Genomic DNA, 18,100 nt, shown 5'->3' with positions numbered 1-18,100 from the left:
CTGCGGTGCCCTGGACGGGTGTGGACATTATCCACACTTTTGCCGTTGGACTGGGCCGGGCTGCGGCTTTCGGGCCCCGGATTCCGCACGTTTCCGCGGGTGCCCAGTGTTTGTGCGGGTGAATATCCGGTTCGGGCCCGGTCACGCGGCGCCGGGAATCGTTGCCTCCTCCTCGACCACCACGGTGTTGATCATGTTGCTGATTTCGTCGGCCGACAAGGCGACATGGACCGCCCAGTAGTAGATGATGGCACTGAAAACCGCCGTGGCCAGGATGTCCCAATAGAGCGGGAACCAGGGGTGCGCCAGCGGCCCGAAATCGCTGAGAAACACGATCAGGCCCATGCCGACCAGGTAGACGGGCAGCCACTGGGCGGCCTTCCAGTCCATCTGGGGTTTGGTCGGGTTCAGGTTGAACAGCCGGTTGCCGACAAGGATCACGTAGCCGATCAGGATGGCAAGTCCCAGCTTCCAGTCCGTGCTCCAACCCGACCACAGGATCAGCAGGTTGGCGACGACAAACGCCAAGGGTGACATGACCGTGGCCGCGGGGAGTCGGTACGGGCGGTCTTCATGGGGCAGCCTGTTGCGGAACACGCCCAGGGCCAGCGGGGCGCCGGCGTACATGAGCACGCTTGCGCTGGTGATCAGGCCGACGATCGACTGCCACGTCGGGAAGGGCAGGAAGCAGATGCAGCCGATGATGAACGCCGTGATCAGCCCAACCCAGGGGACGCCGGCCTTGTTGGTCCGTTCAAACACCACGGGGACGTAGCCGTTGCGGCTGAGCCCGTAGGACACCCGGGACGATGCCGTGATGTAGATCAGCGCGGTTCCCCCGGGGGAGATGATGGCGTCGATGTAGAGAACCGCGGCCAGCCAGCCAAAGCCCGCCAGGGTGGCGATGTCAGCAAAGGGGCCCGTCATGGCGGTGTACAGGCCGTTCTTCCAGGTGGTGCCGAGCTGCGACGCCGGCAGTGCCACCAGGAAGGCGAACTGCAGCAATAGATAGATGAACACGCCAATGATGGTCGATCCGATGACGGCCCGCGGAATGTCCTTTTTCGGGTTGCTGCTTTCACCGGCCAGCTGGTCGGCCTGCTCAAAGCCCAGCAGCGCGAACACGATGCCGCCGGTGGAAACGGCGGACAGGATGCCCTTGACCCCGTCCGGATCAAAGCCGTTGGCGGCCGTGAAATTGCCCGGATGGAAGTTGAAGACCGCGAGCATGAAGATGGTCAGCAGCGGCACGCCGACCTTCCACCACGTGGCGGCACTGTTGACGTTGGCCAGCTTCTTGATGCTCAGGAAATTGATGGCCGTGACGGCTGCCATGAGCAGGATGGCGACCGTCAGGCCGCTGCCGGTCAGCGTGGGCTGCGGCCCGGCCGCGGTCTGCTTGATCACCAGCCAGGACTTGGCAAATGTGTAGTGGCCCGCATAGTTGATCATCGCCTGGACCTCGATGGGGGCGACCGTCGCGGCCTGCAGCCAGGAGAACCAGCCGAACGACGCGCCCACGGCGCCACCGAACGCGTAGTGCGGGAAACGGGCGGTGCCGCCCGAAACCGGGTACATGCCGCCCAGCTCGGCGTGCGGCAGGGCCAGAATCAAGATGCAAATGCCGCCAACCACCCAGGAGATGATGACGGCGGGGCCGGCAATCTGCAGGGCGTCCTTGGCCCCGAAAAGCCACCCCGATCCGATGATGGAACCGGTTGAGGCCCAGAGAAGCCCGATAAACCCGATTTCACGTTTCAAACCGGGTTTGGTGCTTTTGGGCGGAACAGGTACCTGCACGTTTGTCATGATGTGCTCCCATGCTCTCAATCCTCCGCACCAGAATGCGCCCGGTCCGGAAGAACGTCAATGGGGCACGGATTCACCGGGTGTCCAGGTCCTCGAAGATCAGGAACGTCTGGGTGTCCAGCACGCCGGGCATGGATTGCAGCTGGTCGAAGATGACCCGGCGCAGGCCCACGTTGTCCTCGGCCCGGACCAGCAGGATGACATCGAAGTCCCCGCCCACCAGGGCGATGTGCTGCACTTCCGGGATCCGTGAGAGGTCCTCCTTCAGCTGGCGCCACGAGTGCTGGCTGACCTTCAGGGTGACGTAGGCGGAGGACCGCAACCCCGCCTTCACGGGGTCCACCACGGCCGTGAACCGTGTCAGCACCCCATCGCCGGTGAGCCGGGCAATCCGCGAATAGGCGTGCGCCCGGGAGATGTGCACGTTCGCCGCCACCGTGGTCACCGACATGCGCCCGTCGCGGGTCAGCTCGGCGATGATGCGCCGGTCCGTCTCGTCCAACGGCACCGGCTGGTGGTCGCTCATGCGGGTTCCCTTCCGGACGGTTCGTGCAACTGTCGCCGTAACGTGGCTCACACAGCATTTCTGTCTTCAAGACTACGGAAACTGGTTCCAAAATTCCAGATTTTGCCGAAGGTCTGGATACAAAACGAGCACCGAATCCATACTGAAGTGACGGAACATCTTTCAACTTTGGAGGGGCGCAGGCTCATGACGGAACACCCCGAGCGGTCGGCCCAGGCGGGCGGACGCGGCACCACCTTCCTGCTGCCGTCGGTCGACGTCGTGCAGCTCATCACCGCCGACGGCGCTGCCGCACCGGCGGGCGACCACAAGGCCGACTACCCGATGCCCAATCTGGAAACCCTGTTGGCCGGTTACGAACAACTCGTGATCGGGCGCCGCGTCAACGATCAGGCCGGGGCGCTCGTCCGGCAGGGGCGGCTGGCCGTATACCCGTCGTCGCACGGCCAGGAGGCGTGCGAGGTGGCCGCCGCCATGTGCCTGCAACCGCGCGACTGGCTGTTCCCCACGTACCGCGACATGGTCGCCGTGCTGGCCCGCGGCGTCGACCCGCTCGAGGCGTTCGCGTCGCTGCGCGGGGACTGGCACAGCGGCTACGACCCGCACGAACACAACGTCGCCACGCAATCGACACCGCTGGCCACCCAGCTGCTGCACGCCGTCGGCGTGGCGCACGCGGCGAAACTGCGCGGCGAGGACACCGTGGCGTTGGCCATCTGCGGCGACGGCGCCACCAGCGAGGGCGACTTCCACGAGGCACTGAACTTCGCCGCCGTGTTCCACGTCCCGGTCGTCTTCCTCGTCCAGAACAACCAGTACGCCATCTCGACCCCCCTGGTCCACCAGAGCGTGGCGCCGTCGCTGGCGCACAAGGCGATCGGCTACGGCATGGCCGGCGAACGCGTGGACGGCAACGACCTGGCCGCGTTGCTGGCCGTGCTCGGGCAGGCGGCCGAGCGCGCACGCAACGGCGGCGGCCCGGCGCTCGTCGAGGCGCACACGTACCGCATGCAATCGCACACGAACGCCGACGACGCCACCCGCTACCGGTCCGACGGCGAGGTGGCGCAGTGGGTGCTCCGGGATCCGCTGGTGCGGCTGGAGAAATACCTGTCCGACGCCGGAGCGCTGGGCGCCGCCGACAAGGACCGGATCGCGGCGGCCGCCGAGACGCTCGCGAAGACGCTGCGCGACGGCCTGAACGCCACCACCACCCCCGACCCGCAGGACCTCTTCCGGTTCGTCTACAGCACCCCGACACCGCAACTGGACGAACAAGGCCGGTCCCTGGCCGCCGAACTGGCCGCCACCCCCACAGGAGCCACATCATGACCACCGTGTCCCAGACGCCGCACGGCGTGACATCCCGCAACGAGTTCGCCGAGCTGCACGGCGTCCAGACGCTCACGTTCGCGAAGGCGCTGACGCTGGCCATGGCGGATGCCATGGCCGCCGACCCGTCCGTCGTCGTGTTCGGGGAGGACGTCGGCACGCTCGGCGGCGTCTTCCGCGTCACCGACGGGCTGACCCGCACGTTCGGCGAGGACCGCTGCTTCGACACGCCGCTGGCCGAATCCGGCATCGTCGGCATGGCGACCGGCATGGCCATGAACGGCATGCGCCCGGTCGTCGAAATGCAGTTCGACTCGTTCGCGTACCCGGCGTTCGAGCAGATCACCAGCCACGTGGCCAAGATGGGCAATCGCACCCGCGGCCGGGTCCGGCTGCCACTGGTGATCCGGGTCCCCTACGCGGGCGGGATCGGCGGCGTCGAGCACCACTGCGACTCCTCCGAGGCCTACTACGTGCACACGCCCGGGCTGACCGTCCTCACGCCGTCGACCGTGGCCGACGCGTACACCATGCTGCGCGACGCCATCGCGTCACCGGACCCCGTCGTGTTCCTGGAACCGAAGAAGCTGTACTTCGCCAAGGACACGGTGGACCTGGACGCCCTGCGCGCCCGGCACACGGCCGCGGCGCCGTCGACGATCGGCCGGGCCGTCATCGCCCGGGACGGCACCGACGCGACCCTGATCGCCTACGGCCCGTCCGTCGCCCCCGCGCTCGCGGCCGCCGCGACGGCCGAGGCGGAGGGCCGGTCGCTGCAGGTCATCGACGTGCGCTCGCTGGTGCCGTTCGACGATACGACCGTGTGCGCGGCCGTGCGCCGCACCGGGCGGGCCGTGGTCGTCGCCGAGGCGCCCGGTTTCGCGTCCATGGCGTCCGAGATCGCCGCTCGAATCCAGGAACGCTGCTTCCATTCGCTCGCCGCGCCCGTGCTGCGCGTGACCGGCTTCGACATCCCCTACCCGGCGCCGAACCTGGAGAAGTACCACCTGCCGGGCGTGGACCGCATCCTCGACGCCGTGGACGAGCTGCAGTGGGAGGACGCATGAGCCTGCAAGTCTTCATGTTGCCGGACCTGGGCGAGGGACTCACCGAGGCCGAGCTCGTCACGTGGCTGGTCGGGGTCGGCGACGCCGTCCACGTGGACCAGCCCGTTGCCGAGCTGGAGACCGCAAAGTCCGTGGTCGAAGTGCCGTCCCCGTTCGAGGGCGTCGTGGCCACGTTGCACGGGGCCGAGGGGGAGACCCTGGCCGTCGGGAAGCCGCTGATCTCCATCCGGGCCGAGACCCCGGTGGTCGAGCCCGTCGAGACCCAGACCCCGGTGGTCGAGCCCGTCGAGACCGATTTCGACAAGCTCAATCACCGCGAGCCCGTCGAGACCGATTTCGACAAGCTCAATCACCGCGAGTCCGGTCACGTGCTGATCGGCTACGGCACCTCGGGCGAGGCGGGGCCCGGCCGCACGCGGGCGCCGCGGAAGCCCGTCCCGGCGGCACCGGCCAACCATGCGCCGGAACCCGCCGCGCCCCTGGTGGTCTCGCCGATCGTGCGCAAGCTCGCCCACGATCACGGCCTGGCCCTGGCGGCCATCCGCGGCACGGGGCCCGACGGACTGATCCTGCGCAGCGACGTCGACGCCGCCATCCGCGCAACCGAACGCGAGCCGGGCACCCGGGGCGGGGACGTCGTCGTCGTCCATCCACCCACGGGAATCGACCAACGCACCGGGCTGGGCGTGCGCGCCCGCACCCCGTTGACCGGCATGCAACGGGCAGCGGTCGCCGCGTTCTCGCGCAGCCGGCGGGAGATCCCGGAGGCCACCGTCTGGGTCGACGTGGATGCCACGAAACTGCTCAACCTGCGCCGCAAGCTCAAGGAGCGCGACGGCACCGCACCCGGTCTGCTGGCGTTCGTGGCGCGCTTCGCGACGGCCGGACTGGCCCGGTACCCGCAGCTCAACCGGCAGTTCACGGACACCGCCGACGGCGGCGAGCTCACCGAGTTCGACGGCGTGAATCTCGGCTTCGCCGCCCAGACCGATCGGGGCCTGGTGGTGCCCGTGCTGCGCGGCGTGCAGGGGTTGGGTGCCCGGGAACTGGACGCGCGGATCCGCGAGCTGGCCGGGACGGCGCGTGCGGGCAAGGCCGGCCCGGCGCTGCTGTCCGGCGGCACGTTTACCATCAACAACTACGGCGTGTTCGGCGTCGACGGGTCGGCCGCCATCATCAACCACCCCGAGGCCGCCATGCTCGGCCTGGGCCGCATCATGCCCCGGCCGTGGGTGGTCGGCGGCCGGCTGCGCGTGCGCCAGGTGGCCGAGTTGACGCTCGCGTTCGACCACCGGGTCTGCGACGGTGAGGTGGCGGCCGGGTTCCTGCGCTTCGTCGCCGACGCGATGGAGAACCCCACGGCGATGCTGGCAGAATTGTAGTGCCGCCGGGCGGTAGGGTTCTGGCATGGAATGGCGTGATCTGGGTGGCAACACGTATGTGCTCGGCAGCCAGGGCGTGCCCGGCGTCCGGCTGAACACCGGGCTGGTCGTCGGCGCCGAGCGGGCCATGGTCGTCGACACCGGGTGCGGGCCGCGGCACGGGGCGCAGATCCTGACCGCCGTGCGCGAGCTGACGGAGCTGCCGCTGGTGGTTGCCACCACGCACGCGCACTGGGACCACTTCTTCGGCAATGCCGTGTTCAGGCACGACGGCGCCACCGAGTTCTGGGCGCACGCCGCCGCCGCGCGGGCGATGGCCGCCACGGGTGAGTCGCAGCGTGCCTTCGTTGGCGGCACCGAACCGGAGATGGCTGCCGGCACCGGGGCGCTCACGGAGATCGTGCCGCCGACGGCGCTCGTCGAGGACCGGCCGGTGCTCGTGGACCTGGGCGGGGTGAGCGTGACGCTGTTCTGGCTGGGCCGGGCGCACACCGACGGCGACCTGCTCGTCGGCACGCCCTCCACGCTGTTCGCCGGTGACATCGTCGAGGAGGGCGCCGACCCGTCGTTCGAGGATTCGTTCCCCGCCGACTGGGCGGATGTGCTGCGCCAGCTGGTGGGGTTGCGCGACCGCTACGACTTCCTGGTCCCGGGCCACGGGAAGCCGGCCTCGAGCGGGTTCGTGGCCGGCATGGCCGACACCATGACCCATGCCGTCCGGCAGGCGTCCGACGCGCTGGCCGACATGCCGGACCTGGCCACGAAGGCCATCCCGATGCTGCCCTACGGGCCGGACGAGGCGCGGCTGTTCCTGTCCCGATTGCGGGCGACACAGCACTGACCCCCGGTGGTCGAGCTTGTCAGACCCGGGGTTTCGACAGGCTCAACCACCGATGGTCGAGCTTGACAGACCGGGGTTTCGACAGGCTCAACCACCGGTGGTCGAGCTTGTCGAGACCCGGGCGCTACAGTGGTGCGAGTGAGCAATCCCGCCCCTCCCACGATGCGAGCCATCGCCGTCCCGGTCTTCGGGCCGACACTGCTGTTCGGGGTCGCGCAGGGCGCCATCCTGCCGGTGATTCCCCTAACGGCCCGGGACATGGGTGCGTCCCTGGCCGCGGCCGCCCTGGTCGTGACGCTCATGGGGCTCGGCTCGCTGGTCAGCAACATCCCCGCCTCGCTGCTGACGGCCCGGTTCGGCGAGCGCATGGGGCTCGTGGGCGCCTCGGTGCTGACACTCGTGGCGTTGCTGTTGTGCATCCTTGCCCACGACCTGTGGCTCTTCGCGCTTGGCGTGCTGCTGATCGGTGCGGCCAGCGCCGAGTTCAACCTGGCCCGGCAGAGCTACCTGACGGCCGCCGTCCCGCCCACGCTGCGCGCCCGGGCCATGTCGACGCTGGGCGGGGTGGGCCGGATCGGCATCTTCGCCGGACCGTTCGTGGGCGCCCTGGCCATCCACCTGGCCGGGCTGGCCGGCGCGTACTGGGTGGCCGCCGTCGCCGTGGCCGCGGCCGGCGTGGTGGTGTGGACGCTGCCCGACCTGGAGTCCCGACCGGGCCGCGCGGGGGCGGCGGCGGGGCCGGCTCCCACGGTACGGCACCTGCTGGGCAGCTACGGCCGGCTGTTCGCGACCCTGGGCGTGGGTGTGGTCCTGGTCAGTGCCGTCAGGTCCGCCCGGCAAGTGGTGATTCCCCTGTGGGCCGACAACCTGGGCCTGGACGCCACAACCACATCACTGATCTACGGGCTCTCCGGCGCCGTCGACATGCTCGTGTTCTACCCGGCCGGGAAGGTCATGGACCAGAAGGGCCGCAGTGCCGTGGCCGTGCCATCCATGGCGTTGATGGGGCTCGGCCTGCTGGCCATGCCGTTCACGCACGGGGCGGGTTCGTTGTTGCTCGTCGCGCTGCTGGTGGGCCTCGGCAACGGGATCGGTTCGGGGCTCATCATGACGCTCGGCGCGGACCATTCACCCGCGCTGGGGCGGCCCCAGTTCCTGGGTATCTGGCGGTTCCTGTCCGACGTCGGCAACTCCGGCGGGCCGGCCCTGTTGTCCGCCATCACGGCCGTGGCGACGCTGTCGGTGGGGATCGGGGCCACCGGGGCGCTCGGCCTCGTCGCGGCCGCCGTGCTCTGGTACTGGATCCCGCGCAGCGCGCCGGCGGCGCGCACCTAGACGACGCCGCTGGCACCCAGCCACGATCCGACCAGGAACGTGGCGAGCAGGGCCACGGCGCCGCCGACGACCACCCGGACCGTGGCTCGCGGAACCGGCGCCCCGCCGATCCGCGCGCCCGTCGCCCCGGTCAGCGCCAGCGCGACCAGCACCACGAGGAACGTCACGGGAACACGCCACTGCGGGGGCGGCAGCAGGATGGCCAGCATGGGCAGGATCGCCCCGATGACGAAGCTGACGGCGGAGGCCAGGGCCGCGTGCCACGGGCTCACGATGTCGTCCGGGTCGATGTTCAGCTCGGCCGACAGGTGCGCGGCCAGGTCGTCGTGGGCGGTGAGCTCCGCGGCGACCAGGGCGGCCGTCTCGGTGGAGAGTCCCTTCGCCTCATACAGGGCGGTGAGTTCCGCCAACTCCTCCTCGGGCATGTGCGCCAGCTCCCAGCGCTCCTTCTCGATCAGCGACCTCTGGCTGTCGCTCTGGCTGCTGACCGAGACGTATTCCCCCAGGGCCATGGACACGGCGCCGCCGACAAGGGCGGCCAGGCCCGCGGTCAGGATGGTCGGGAGGTGGCCGGTGGCGCCGGCCACGCCGACAACGACGGCGGCCACGGAGACGATCCCGTCGTTGGCGCCCAGCACCCCGGCGCGCAGCCAGTTCAGCCGCACTGCCAATCCTCCGTTGTGCGGCTCGTCGTCGTGGAACGGGGACTCGGCGGGCCCGTCAGCGTCCATGGGACCAGCGAACCACAGTTGCGGGCCCTCGGCTAGCGGGCCCGGCGTCGTGCCTGCGAACCGAGCAGCAGCGCGCCGAACATGGTCAGCGCGTAGCCGCACGCGGCGATCAGCGCGGCGCCGGCCAGGAAATAGGTGATCCGGCTCGTCTGCGGGTGGGCGGCCACGGACGCCACCGCCGTGTATGCGCCGACGATGGTCAGCACGGCCAAGCCGGCGGCCCCGATGGTCCACCACGCGGAAGACGCCCAGTGTTCGCGCGGGCCAGCCCACACGTTCCAGGCGTTGCCGGTGCGCATCACGGCCAGCGCGGCCAGCGCGCCCCAGAACGCGACGACAAAGAACGCCGCCAACACGTCGGCGGGCCGGTGCCACTGGTTGACCAGCGTCGAGACGCCCGACACGACCGCGTACGTGCCGCCCAGGAATCCGGCGGCCGGCCGCCATCGCGGCGACACCACCAGGAACACGGCGACGGCGGCCGAGGCGGCCAGCGTGCTGTGCCCGGACGGCAGCGAGTTCAGCGACAGGGTGTCCACACCCAGGTCCGGCCGGTTGGGCAGCGCGGCCTTGATCAACTGGGTGCTCAGGTTCGCCGCGCCCATGGCAAGCAGGGCGATGCCGGCCGCCTTCCAGCGGCGGCGCGCCAGCGTGACGAACAGCACGACGAAGGCGGCGATCACCACGCTCGTGAGCGGTAGGGCATCCAGCCATTGAGACGCCTGGACGCCGAGATAGTGGCGTGCCACGGCGGCCTCGGTCAGCGCGGACTCGTCGATGAACTGGCCCTCGGTGCGGTTCACGAACAGCTGGTACGTGGCCACGACCCCGGCCAGGGCGATCAGCGCGGCAAGGATGAACGGCAACGCGTGGGGGGCGGCGGCCCGGCGGCGTGCATGCCCGGATCGGCTCCCGTACGTAGTCATCCCGTCTAGGTTGCCACACAAACTTGGGAAGAACCCTAGAGTGGGGCGCATGGACTCCGTTCCCGCGCTCGACGACCTGCTGGCCCGCGCCCATGTGGTGACCGTTCCGATGCGGGTGACGTTCCGCGGGGTCCTGGACCGCGAGGTGTTGCTGCTGGACGGCCCGGCCGGGTGGGCCGAGTTCTCCCCGTTCGTCGAGTACGACGACGCCGAGTCCTCCCGTTGGCTGGCCGGTGCCATCGAGGCGGGCTGGGACGGATTCCCCGCCCCCGTCCGGGATGTGGTGCCCGTCAACGCGACCGTGCCCGCCGTGCCGGCCGCCCGGGTGCCGGAGGTGCTCGCCGCCTTCGACGCCGTCCACACCGTGAAGATCAAGGTGGCCGAGCCCGGCCAGTCGCTGGCCGACGACGCCGCCCGGGTGGGGGCCGTACGGCACCTGCTGCCGGAGGCGCGCATTCGCATCGACGCCAACGGCGGCTGGGACGTGCCGCAGGCCGTGAAGGCGGTGCGCATGTTGTCCGTTTTCGGACTCGAATACGCCGAACAGCCCGTGCCCGGCGTCGACGGGCTCGCCGCCGTGCGCCGCGCCCTGGACGGTTCCGTGCTGGTCGCGGCGGACGAAAGCGTGCGCAAGGCCACCGACCCGCTCGCCGTGGCCCGGGCCGGCGCCGCGGACCTGATCATCGTGAAGGCCGCACCCCTGGGTGGGGTGCGCCGGGCGCTGGCGATCGTCGCGGAGGCGGGGCTGCCCGCCGTCGTCAGTTCCGCGCTGGACACCTCAGTGGGCATACGGGCCGGCGTGGCACTGGCCGCGGCGCTGCCCGAACTGCCCTACGCGTGCGGGCTTGGGACGGTCTCGCTCATGGCCGGGGACGTCGTCGCCGAGTCGCTGGTGGCAGTCGACGGCGGCATCCGGGTCCGCGACATCGTCGCCGATCCGGGGCTGCTGGCGCGGCACGCCGCCCCGCCCGGCCGGCGCCAATGGTGGCTGGACCGGCTCGCCCGGTGCCACGCCGTGCTGGCCGCCGGGAACGACGTCGAGCGCCCGTCCTGAGTCCCTGTTTCTGGGCTGGCGGTCCGTGTAATGTCGGGACTAAGCCGCCTCACTGTCTCGTGGCGGCGCACCTGCCGGGCGGCAGGGAACCGTGAGGGAGGGCGCGATCCATGTTGCACATCGATATCCCGGGCAAGGCCGAGATCCAGGCCCTTGCGGCCGCGAGGGACGGGCTGGCCGTCACGATCTACCTGCCGACGAGCCCGGTCCCTGCGGACACCGAGAAGAGCCGGATCGACCTGAAGAACCTGGTGGCGGAGGCCGCCACCCAATGGACCGCCTCCGGGGGCGAGGCGCGCGCGTTCGAGCCGATCAGCACCGCCATCGCCGAACTGGTTGACGACCGGGTGTTCTGGTCGCACCAGTCGAACACGCTGGCGATCTTCGCCACGACAGGCTCGCTGGCCACGTTCCGGCTGCCGAACCGGCTCAGCCGGCACGTCCAGGTCGCGGACCGGTTCAAGGTCAAGCCGCTGATGCGGGCCACGACGTTCCCGCAGGCCTCGTATGTGCTGGCCCTGGCGCAGAACTCGGTCCGCCTGATCGAGGTCGCCGCCGACGCCGAACCGCAGGAGGTCCAGCTCCCGGACATGCCGGCCGACGCCGCGGAATCCGTGGGCCTGGACGCCGTCACGCGCCGGGACCCGTCCGGACGGCTGCACGGCTCCGAGGGGCAGAAGGTGCGTCTGCGCCAGTACGCGCGCGCCGTCAACCAGGCCATGCGCCCGTTCCTGGCCGGCCAGGCGCTGCCGTTGATCCTCGCGGCCACGGAGCCGCTGGCCGGCATCTTCCGGTCCGTGAACACCTACCCCCACCTGGCCGCCGAGGGGATCGCCGGCAACCCGGAGGAGACCAGCAACGGCGACCTGGCCGCGGCCGCGCGGCTCGTCCTGAACGGGCTGTACGCCGGTGAACTGGCCGCGCTGACGGAGGAGTTCGAGCGGTTGCGCACCGCCGGGCGGGCGGTCAGCGACCTCAGCGACGTGGCCCGGGCCGCGACGTTCGGGGCGGTTGGGACGTTGTTCGTGGACATCGATCACAGCGTGCCCGGCACCGTCGACGCGGACAGTGGCGTCATCACCGTGGACGGCACGGCCGACGCCAACAACTACGGCGTGGTCGATGAGGTGCTGCGCCGGTCGTTCCTGGCCGACGCCCGGATCCTGGCCGTGCGCGCCGAGGACGTGCCCGGCGGGGGACCGGTGGCGGCCATGCTGCGCTTCGCCGTCTGAGGGTGCCCAGACTACGAGGTGGGTTGCCGGTTGATGAATGCCGCCATGCCGGGCACCGTGAAGGCGATGACGCCGTGCTCTGGTGCGTACACGAGGCCCTTGGCAATCAGGTTTGCCCGGATCGGGCCAAAGCTGGTTGCGCGGCGGCCGAGCCGGTTGGCGATCTCACCCGAGGAACTGCCGTCGTCGCCGTCTTCGGCCATCGCGCGCAGGTACTTTTGTTCGGCGCGGGTTGCACGGTCCCATCGAACGCGGAAGAACCCGGTGTCGAGCGCGCCCCTGCCGGTGGCCACGCCGACGCGGGCGTCGTCGTACGTGATGCGCGAACCGCTGGCGGCGTTCCACGTGTCTTGCCCGAACTGCTGGAGAAAATACGGGTAGCCGGCGCTTTCCTCGACAACAAGTCCCACGGCCGCCCCGTCCCAGGCGACACCGTCGTCTGCTGCGGGCTTGGTCAGCGCATCCGCGGCCACCGAGCCGCGAAGTTCTTTGACCAAGTGGTAGTTGAACCGCTCGGCGTATGACTTCGCCTCGGTCAGCACCCGTGGAAGACTTGGCAGGCCGGCCACGGCAAAAAGCACGTGCCAGTCGTCCTGCGCTGCCGCGTGGGCAATGGCACAAAGAGCCACCAGTTCCGCTGGGTCAAGGTCCTGCGCCTCGTCGATCAAGATAGCCAGTCCGACGCCCTCTTCGTCGGCGGCGGCAGCCAAGTCGTGGACGAGCTTGCGCAGATCAGTTTCGAGGACGCCGGTGTCAGCGCCGCCACCGGGGGCGCCGGCCACATCGACCCCGAAGTTCCACGTTCCTGCAGGGTCATAGGATGCCTTGAAGCTGAGCGCGGTCTTGAGGGCACTTGCAAGGCGACGTCCCGCGGAGGGACGGGCGAGGTCAGCCAAGGGAGCGTGCAGTGTCTCGCCCAGCGCCTGCCGCAGTGACTTTCCGGCGCCGGCCTCCACTTGGGCCACAATCCACCCACGGTCAGCGGCCGCTCGCCGGAAGTCCGAAAGCAGAACCGTCTTGCCGACGCCGCGTAGCCCGTACAAGACGAACGGCTGGGCAGACCTGCCTATTTCCACGCGGTCCAACGCGACCTGCCAATCGGTGCGTGGTTGGTCTCGTCCGACCAACGCCGCCGGTTTACGGCCGGCCCCAGGCGAGTAGGGGTTGAGAACCGGATCCAACGCTTCCTCAATTCTACGAATATCTAGGTATATATAGCAGAATACTAGGCTTGTCTATACTTTTGTAGATGCCCGGGTGATTAGATGGAGGCGTGACTTTTCTGAGCTCCATGGACGCCGCCCGACGCGTGGTTGACGCGCTGGAATCGGCCGGCGTCCGCAACGTCGTCGTCGCCCCCGGTTCGCGCAGCGCCCCCATGGTCTACGCCCTGGCCGAGGCGCAGGGGGACGGCCGGCTGGACGTCGATGTTCGCGTCGACGAGCGCGTGGCCGGGTTCACGGCCCTCGGCATGGCGCTTGGCGCGGGAGCCCCGGCGGCCGTGCTGACCACCTCGGGCACGGCAGTGGGGAACCTGCTGCCGGCCGTCATGGAGGCCAACCATGCGGGCAAGCCGCTGATCGTGCTATCCGCGGACCGGCCGGAGGAGCTGCGCGGAACGGGCGCCAACCAGACCACCAGCCAGTTGGATCTCTTCGGCGAGCACGTCCGTTTCGCCACCGACATCGCGGCCGGCACGGACCCGTCCGGCGCCGTCGCCACGGCGTTGAGTGCCGCGCAGGGCCGGCTGCCGGGGATCCCGGCCGGACCCGTGCAGTTGAACCTGGCGTTTCGCGAGCCGCTCACCCCGGAGCTGGACGGGAGCGGGTGGCTCACCCGCCCGGGAACCGAGGCGGTGGCCGAGCCTAGGCCGGTGGTCGAGCTTGTCGAGCCTGTCGAGACCCAGGCCTCGACAAGCTCGACCACCGATCACCTGCCGTCCAACGAGCACCGGACCGTGGTCGTGGCCGGGCACGACGCCGGTCCCGCGGCGGAGTACTTTGCCCGTCTGCTGGGCCTGCCGCTGCTGGCCGAGCCGTCGTCGAACGCCCGCTTCGGGCCCAACGCAATCGGCCCGTACCGGCTGCTGCTGGACCACTTCGGCCCCGTCACGGCACGGCCCATCGAGCGGGTGGTCGTGTTTGGCCGGCCCACGCTGTCCCGGCCGGTCGCCCGACTACTGGCCTGCCCCGAGCTGGAACGGGCCCTGTACGTGCCGCGTCCCGTCGCCTGGTTCGAGCCGGGCCGGCGCCCCGAGCTGGTGCTGACCCAGTGGGAGCAGCTCGTCGGCTTTGCCGGTCGCGGTCCGGACGGCTGGCTGGCCGCGTGGCAGGAGCGGGCGGCGATCGCCGAGCGAGAACTGGAGGCGGTGCTCGCGGATGGCACGGACGCCACCGGTGTGGCGCTGGCGCGCGACCTGTGGCTCGCCGGCAGGAACCATCCGGGCACCAATCTGGTACTCGGTTCGTCGAATCCGGTCCGCGACGTCGACTTGGCCGGCCGGCCCGGCGCGGGCCACCACTACGCCCGGGTGTTCGCCAACCGCGGTCTGGCCGGGATCGACGGAACCGTGGCCACGGCCACGGGCATAGCGCTGGCCACGGGCCGCCCGACGCGCGTGCTGCTCGGCGACCTGACCCTGCTCCACGACGCCGGTGCGCTGCTCACCGGGCCCGGGGAACGCGCCGCGGATCTGCAGGTCGTCGTGCTCAACGACGACGGCGGCGGCATCTTCACGACCCTTGAGCACGGGCGGCTCGGCGAGACACCCGTGTACCGGGCCGCCGTCGAACGCTTCTTCGGCACGCCCCACCAGGTCAACCTGTCCGCACTGGCGGTCGCGTACGGTTGGGCGCACCGGGCCGTCACGCCGGGGGCGGAGCTCAGTGCCATCCTTGACGCACCCGTCACGGGCCGCAGCATCGTCGAGGTGCGTGCGAAACGCACCGACCTGCGTGCCCTCCACGCCCGCCTCGCGGAGGCGTTGGCCCCGTAACGAGAACCGGTGGTCGAGCTTGTCGAAATCATCGGTCTCGACAAGCTCGACCACCGGTTCGGTGATTGAGCCTGTCAGTAATCAACCGGAGTCTCGACAGGCTCGACCACCGGGGGACAAGCTCGACCACCGGGGATCAGAGGACGCGGGAGAGGAATTCCTTGGTCCGGCGGTGTTGCGGGTTGGCGATGATCTCGCGGGGGTTGCCGCTTTCGACGACGACGCCGCCGTCCATGAACGTCAACGTGTCGCCGACCTCGCGGGCGAAACCGATCTCGTGGGTGACCACGATCATGGTCATGCCCGACTTCGCCAGGTCCTTCATGACGTTCAGCACGTCGCCGACGAGTTCCGGGTCCAGCGCGGACGTGGGCTCGTCGAACAGCATGAGCTCCGGTTCCATGGCCAGCGCCCGGGCGATCGCCACGCGCTGCTGCTGACCACCGGAGAGCTGCGACGGGTAGTGGTTGGCGTGGTCGCTCAGCCCCACCATTTCCAGCAGTTCCAGCGCCCGGACGCGCGCGGCCGCCTTGGACTGCCGTTTCACCTGGGTAGGTGCCTCGATGATGTTGTACAGCGCCGTCTTGTGCGGGAACAGGTTGAAGCGCTGGAACACCATGCCGATCTCCCGGCGCTGGGCCGCGATCTGCTTGGCGTTCAGGTCGTGGAGCCTGCCGTTGACCTCCCGGTAGCCGATCAGCTCGTCGCGGACGCTGATGCGCCCGGCGCTGATGGTCTCAAGCAGGTTCACGCAGCGCAGCAGCGTCGACTTGCCCGACCCGGACGGGCCGATGATCACCGAGACCTCGCCCTCCTTGATGGTCATGTCGATGCCGCGCAACACGTGGTGTTCGCCGAAGTACTTGTGCACGCCCTCGATCCGCACCAGCGGCTGGACGAGGGTGCCCTGTTGCGCTGCCTGCTTGGCTGTCTCGGTCATAGCTTGCCCGTCGTTTCAGTGTTTCCGTCGGTCGGTTTCGGGTCGCCTGCGTGCGCCGCGGCTACTGCGGCCGTGGCCTTGACGGGGGCCTTGGTCACATTGTCCACGCCCTTGCCGAAGTGCCGTTCGATGTAGTACTGGCCCACCATCAGCACCGACGTGATGAACAGGTACCACGCGGCGGCGACCATGAGCAGGGGGATGGGCTGGAACGTCCGGCTCGCAAGTGTGTTCGTCACGAACGTCAGGTCCAGCGTGAATGGTACGGCCAGCACCAGCGACGTTGTTTTCAGCATGCCGATCGTCTCGTTGCCGGTCGGTGGGACGATCACGCGCATGGCCTGCGGCAGGATGATCCGCCACATGATCTTGGACCTGCGCATGCCCAGCGCCTCGGCGGCCTCCATCTGGCCCGTGTCCACGGACTTCAGGCCGGCGCGGAAGATCTCTGCCAGGTAGGCGGATTCGTTCAGGCCCAGTCCCACGATCGCCGCCACCGTGTACGTGATGACCTTTTGCGTATCCAGGGCGAACCACGCGGGACCGAAGGGGACGCCCACGACGATTTGCGGATACAGGACAGCCACCGAACCCCAGAAGAGCAGCTGGGTGTAGACGGGAGTGCCCCGGAAGAACCACACCCACGTCCATGAAACGTACCGGAACAGCGGATTGTCGGACTGTCGCATAAACGCCAGCAGGATGGCCAGCACGATGGCGATGATCATCGATGTGACCGTCAGGATCAGGGTCCACCCGACACCTTGGACCACCAGGACGTCGAACAGGTAGGTCCGGAAAACGTCCCAATGGAAGTTCTGGTTGGTCACCACTGATTGTCCGGCGATGGCCAGGGCCAGGAAGATGATGACGGCGCCCGCCCACCGGCCCGGGTGCCGGACCGGAACCGCGCGGATCAGTTCCGGCTCGGCATCCCTGCCGGCCGCGGGTGCGCTGGTGGCTGTCCTGCTCAACTGCCGGCCGCCGGGTTCATGACGGCCTTCGGCAGGGCGCCTTCGGAGTTGTTCCAGTCCTTGAGGATCTTGCCGTAGGTTCCGTCCTGGATGAGCTTGTTCATGACCTTCTCGATGACTTGGGCGAACTGGGTGTCAGCTTTGGCAATGGCGATGCCTTGCTGCGCCGAGTCGTAGACGGCACCGAGCGTCTCCAGTTGGCCGTTGGTCTTGGCCAATGCGTTGCGGGTGATCGGCGAGTCAGCGCTCATCGCGTCGATGGTGCCTCCCACGAGCCGGGTGGTGACATCGGTCTGGTTCTTCAGCGACACGATCGTGATGGCGGGCTTGCCCGCCTTGACGCAGGCAGCCGACCGGCCCGACACATCCGGGTTCTCCTCAACGGTGCCCGTCTGCACGCCGACCGTCTTGCCGCACAGGTCGTCGAGGCTGATCTTCTTCGGGTTGCCCTTCTGCACCGCCCAGAGCACGCCGGCATTGAAGTAGCTGACGAAGTTCACGGCCTTGGAACGTTCCGGGTTGATCGTGAAGGATGAAATGCCCAGATCGTAGAGGCTGCCGAGCTTGGGCAGGATCGTGGAGAAGTCCGCGGTATGGACCGCTGCCTTCTTGCCCAAGGTGGCGGCGATGGCCTTCGCCAAGTCGACATCGTAGCCGATGGGGGTCTGGCCGTCGGTGGCCAGGAATTCAGCAGGCTCGTACGACGTGTCAGAGCCGACGTCGAGCGTGGCCTTGGACTTGAGCGCCGCCGGGAGCATGGCGATGAGGGCGTCGTCCTTGGCGACGGATGACGGGTCGAAGGTGGCGGACTCGGTTGAGCCCGCGCCGGCCCCTGTCTGTTGCGATGCATTGGTGCAGCCGGTCAGTGCCAGTGCGCCCACGGCGGCGACGGCCGCGAGCCGGACGGTCAGCCTTGTCGAGATATGCATTTCCTACCCTTTGGTTTGAACGGGAGT

The 18,100-nt window shown here is 69.3% G+C and carries 15 protein-coding genes and 1 pseudogene; 8 read left to right on the top strand and 8 right to left on the bottom strand.

Translation table 11 applies throughout. The features are described from left to right. Nucleotides 1–141: 141 nt before the first annotated feature. Both EJC77_RS05440 and EJC77_RS05435 read right to left on the bottom strand, forming a co-directional pair. Nucleotides 142–1,809: an APC family permease gene (locus EJC77_RS05440; RefSeq protein ID WP_125610560.1), complete on the bottom strand. Its 1,668-nt coding sequence runs from the start codon at nt 1,807–1,809 to the stop codon at nt 142–144. 73 nt (nt 1,810–1,882) lie between these two features. Continuing rightward, on the bottom strand, nt 1,883–2,335 hold the full coding sequence (locus tag EJC77_RS05435; protein ID WP_125610559.1) for an Lrp/AsnC family transcriptional regulator: 453 nt from the start codon (nt 2,333–2,335) through the stop codon (nt 1,883–1,885). A 186-nt stretch (nt 2,336–2,521) separates the two neighbouring features. Here EJC77_RS05435 and EJC77_RS05430 point away from each other — a divergent pair, with 186 nt between their 5' ends. The 5 genes from EJC77_RS05430 (at nt 2,522) to EJC77_RS05410 (ending at nt 8,292) form a co-directional block, all read left to right on the top strand. After that, the gene (locus EJC77_RS05430) at nt 2,522–3,667 is read left to right on the top strand and encodes a thiamine pyrophosphate-dependent dehydrogenase E1 component subunit alpha (protein ID WP_125610558.1); all 1,146 of its coding nucleotides are present in this window, start codon (nt 2,522–2,524) and stop codon (nt 3,665–3,667) included. Further along, the gene (locus EJC77_RS05425; protein ID WP_125610557.1) at nt 3,664–4,734 is read left to right on the top strand and encodes an alpha-ketoacid dehydrogenase subunit beta; all 1,071 of its coding nucleotides are present in this window, start codon (nt 3,664–3,666) and stop codon (nt 4,732–4,734) included. Before EJC77_RS05430 ends, EJC77_RS05425 begins: the two co-directional genes overlap by 4 nt. Beyond that, the gene (locus tag EJC77_RS05420) at nt 4,731–6,116 is read left to right on the top strand and encodes a dihydrolipoamide acetyltransferase family protein (protein WP_125610556.1); all 1,386 of its coding nucleotides are present in this window, start codon (nt 4,731–4,733) and stop codon (nt 6,114–6,116) included. Before EJC77_RS05425 ends, EJC77_RS05420 begins: the two co-directional genes overlap by 4 nt. Before the next feature lie 25 nt (nt 6,117–6,141). Continuing rightward, nucleotides 6,142–6,957, top strand: a complete 816-nt coding sequence (locus EJC77_RS05415; RefSeq protein WP_125610555.1) for an MBL fold metallo-hydrolase — start codon at nt 6,142–6,144, stop codon at nt 6,955–6,957. 162 nt (nt 6,958–7,119) lie between these two features. Beyond that, a complete protein-coding gene (locus EJC77_RS05410) occupies nt 7,120–8,292 on the top strand; it encodes an MFS transporter (RefSeq protein WP_125610601.1) in 1,173 nt (390 codons plus the stop codon). Here EJC77_RS05410 and EJC77_RS05405 read toward each other — a convergent pair. Further along, on the bottom strand, nt 8,289–9,023 hold the full coding sequence (locus tag EJC77_RS05405; RefSeq protein WP_125610554.1) for a VIT1/CCC1 transporter family protein: 735 nt from the start codon (nt 9,021–9,023) through the stop codon (nt 8,289–8,291). The genes EJC77_RS05410 and EJC77_RS05405 overlap by 4 nt on opposite strands. A 359-nt stretch (nt 9,024–9,382) precedes the next feature. Next, nucleotides 9,383–9,628: pseudogene (locus EJC77_RS21510) on the bottom strand (phosphatase PAP2 family protein); the annotation flags it as partial. 370 nt (nt 9,629–9,998) lie between these two features. Between EJC77_RS21510 and EJC77_RS05395 the strand changes: the two are divergent. Beyond that, entirely contained in the window at nt 9,999–11,003 is a 1,005-nt protein-coding gene (locus EJC77_RS05395) for an o-succinylbenzoate synthase (RefSeq protein WP_125610552.1), read from the top strand. 110 nt (nt 11,004–11,113) lie between these two features. Then, nucleotides 11,114–12,235 (top strand): baeRF11 domain-containing protein, encoded by a 1,122-nt coding sequence (locus tag EJC77_RS05390; RefSeq protein WP_125610551.1) that lies wholly within the window; start codon nt 11,114–11,116, stop codon nt 12,233–12,235. Between the two features lie 11 nt (nt 12,236–12,246). Here the strand turns inward: EJC77_RS05390 and EJC77_RS05385 are convergent, their stop codons facing one another. Beyond that, nucleotides 12,247–13,416, bottom strand: a complete 1,170-nt coding sequence (locus EJC77_RS05385) for an ATP-binding protein (RefSeq protein WP_125610550.1) — start codon at nt 13,414–13,416, stop codon at nt 12,247–12,249. 110 nt (nt 13,417–13,526) lie between these two features. On the opposite strand from EJC77_RS05385, the gene menD reads away from it, so the two are divergent. Then, nucleotides 13,527–15,230 carry a 2-succinyl-5-enolpyruvyl-6-hydroxy-3-cyclohexene-1-carboxylic-acid synthase gene (menD, locus tag EJC77_RS05380; RefSeq protein WP_125610600.1) on the top strand — a complete coding sequence of 568 codons (1,704 nt, stop codon included), beginning with the start codon at nt 13,527–13,529 and terminating at the stop codon, nt 15,228–15,230. Nucleotides 15,231–15,366: 136 nt separating this feature from the next. Here menD and EJC77_RS05375 read toward each other — a convergent pair whose 3' ends face one another. From EJC77_RS05375 to EJC77_RS05365, 3 genes are read right to left on the bottom strand one after another with little or no spacing between them, the layout of a single operon-like run. Beyond that, on the bottom strand, nt 15,367–16,170 hold the full coding sequence (locus EJC77_RS05375; RefSeq protein ID WP_125610549.1) for an amino acid ABC transporter ATP-binding protein: 804 nt from the start codon (nt 16,168–16,170) through the stop codon (nt 15,367–15,369). Next, nucleotides 16,167–17,144, bottom strand: coding sequence for an amino acid ABC transporter permease (locus EJC77_RS05370; RefSeq protein ID WP_125610548.1), 978 nt, complete (start codon nt 17,142–17,144; stop codon nt 16,167–16,169). Before EJC77_RS05370 ends, EJC77_RS05375 begins: the two co-directional genes overlap by 4 nt. Next, nucleotides 17,141–18,073, bottom strand: a complete 933-nt coding sequence (locus EJC77_RS05365) for an ABC transporter substrate-binding protein (RefSeq protein ID WP_125610547.1) — start codon at nt 18,071–18,073, stop codon at nt 17,141–17,143. Before EJC77_RS05365 ends, EJC77_RS05370 begins: the two co-directional genes overlap by 4 nt. Between the last annotated feature and the right edge of the window lie 27 nt (nt 18,074–18,100).

This window comes from Specibacter cremeus (assembly GCF_003946885.1).
In the GTDB taxonomy this organism is placed as follows: domain Bacteria; phylum Actinomycetota; class Actinomycetes; order Actinomycetales; family Micrococcaceae; genus Specibacter; species Specibacter cremeus.
This window is presented reverse-complemented; position numbering and strand designations above follow the sequence as displayed.

Excerpts from the sequence above, each read along its gene's own strand:
- EJC77_RS05440 (WP_125610560.1), bottom strand. The coding sequence starts at position 1,809 with ATGACAAACGTGCAGGTACCTGTTCCGCCCAAAAGCACCAAACCCGGT.
- EJC77_RS05435 (WP_125610559.1), bottom strand. The coding sequence starts at position 2,335 with ATGAGCGACCACCAGCCGGTGCCGTTGGACGAGACGGACCGGCGCATC.
- EJC77_RS05430 (WP_125610558.1), top strand. The coding sequence starts at position 2,522 with ATGACGGAACACCCCGAGCGGTCGGCCCAGGCGGGCGGACGCGGCACC.
- EJC77_RS05425 (WP_125610557.1), top strand. The coding sequence starts at position 3,664 with ATGACCACCGTGTCCCAGACGCCGCACGGCGTGACATCCCGCAACGAG.
- EJC77_RS05420 (WP_125610556.1), top strand. The coding sequence starts at position 4,731 with ATGAGCCTGCAAGTCTTCATGTTGCCGGACCTGGGCGAGGGACTCACC.
- EJC77_RS05415 (WP_125610555.1), top strand. The coding sequence starts at position 6,142 with ATGGAATGGCGTGATCTGGGTGGCAACACGTATGTGCTCGGCAGCCAG.
- EJC77_RS05410 (WP_125610601.1), top strand. The coding sequence starts at position 7,120 with ATGCGAGCCATCGCCGTCCCGGTCTTCGGGCCGACACTGCTGTTCGGG.
- EJC77_RS05405 (WP_125610554.1), bottom strand. The coding sequence starts at position 9,023 with ATGGACGCTGACGGGCCCGCCGAGTCCCCGTTCCACGACGACGAGCCG.
- EJC77_RS05395 (WP_125610552.1), top strand. The coding sequence starts at position 9,999 with ATGGACTCCGTTCCCGCGCTCGACGACCTGCTGGCCCGCGCCCATGTG.
- EJC77_RS05390 (WP_125610551.1), top strand. The coding sequence starts at position 11,114 with ATGTTGCACATCGATATCCCGGGCAAGGCCGAGATCCAGGCCCTTGCG.
- menD (WP_125610600.1), top strand. The coding sequence starts at position 13,527 with ATGGACGCCGCCCGACGCGTGGTTGACGCGCTGGAATCGGCCGGCGTC.
- EJC77_RS05375 (WP_125610549.1), bottom strand. The coding sequence starts at position 16,170 with ATGACCGAGACAGCCAAGCAGGCAGCGCAACAGGGCACCCTCGTCCAG.
- EJC77_RS05365 (WP_125610547.1), bottom strand. The coding sequence starts at position 18,073 with ATGCATATCTCGACAAGGCTGACCGTCCGGCTCGCGGCCGTCGCCGCC.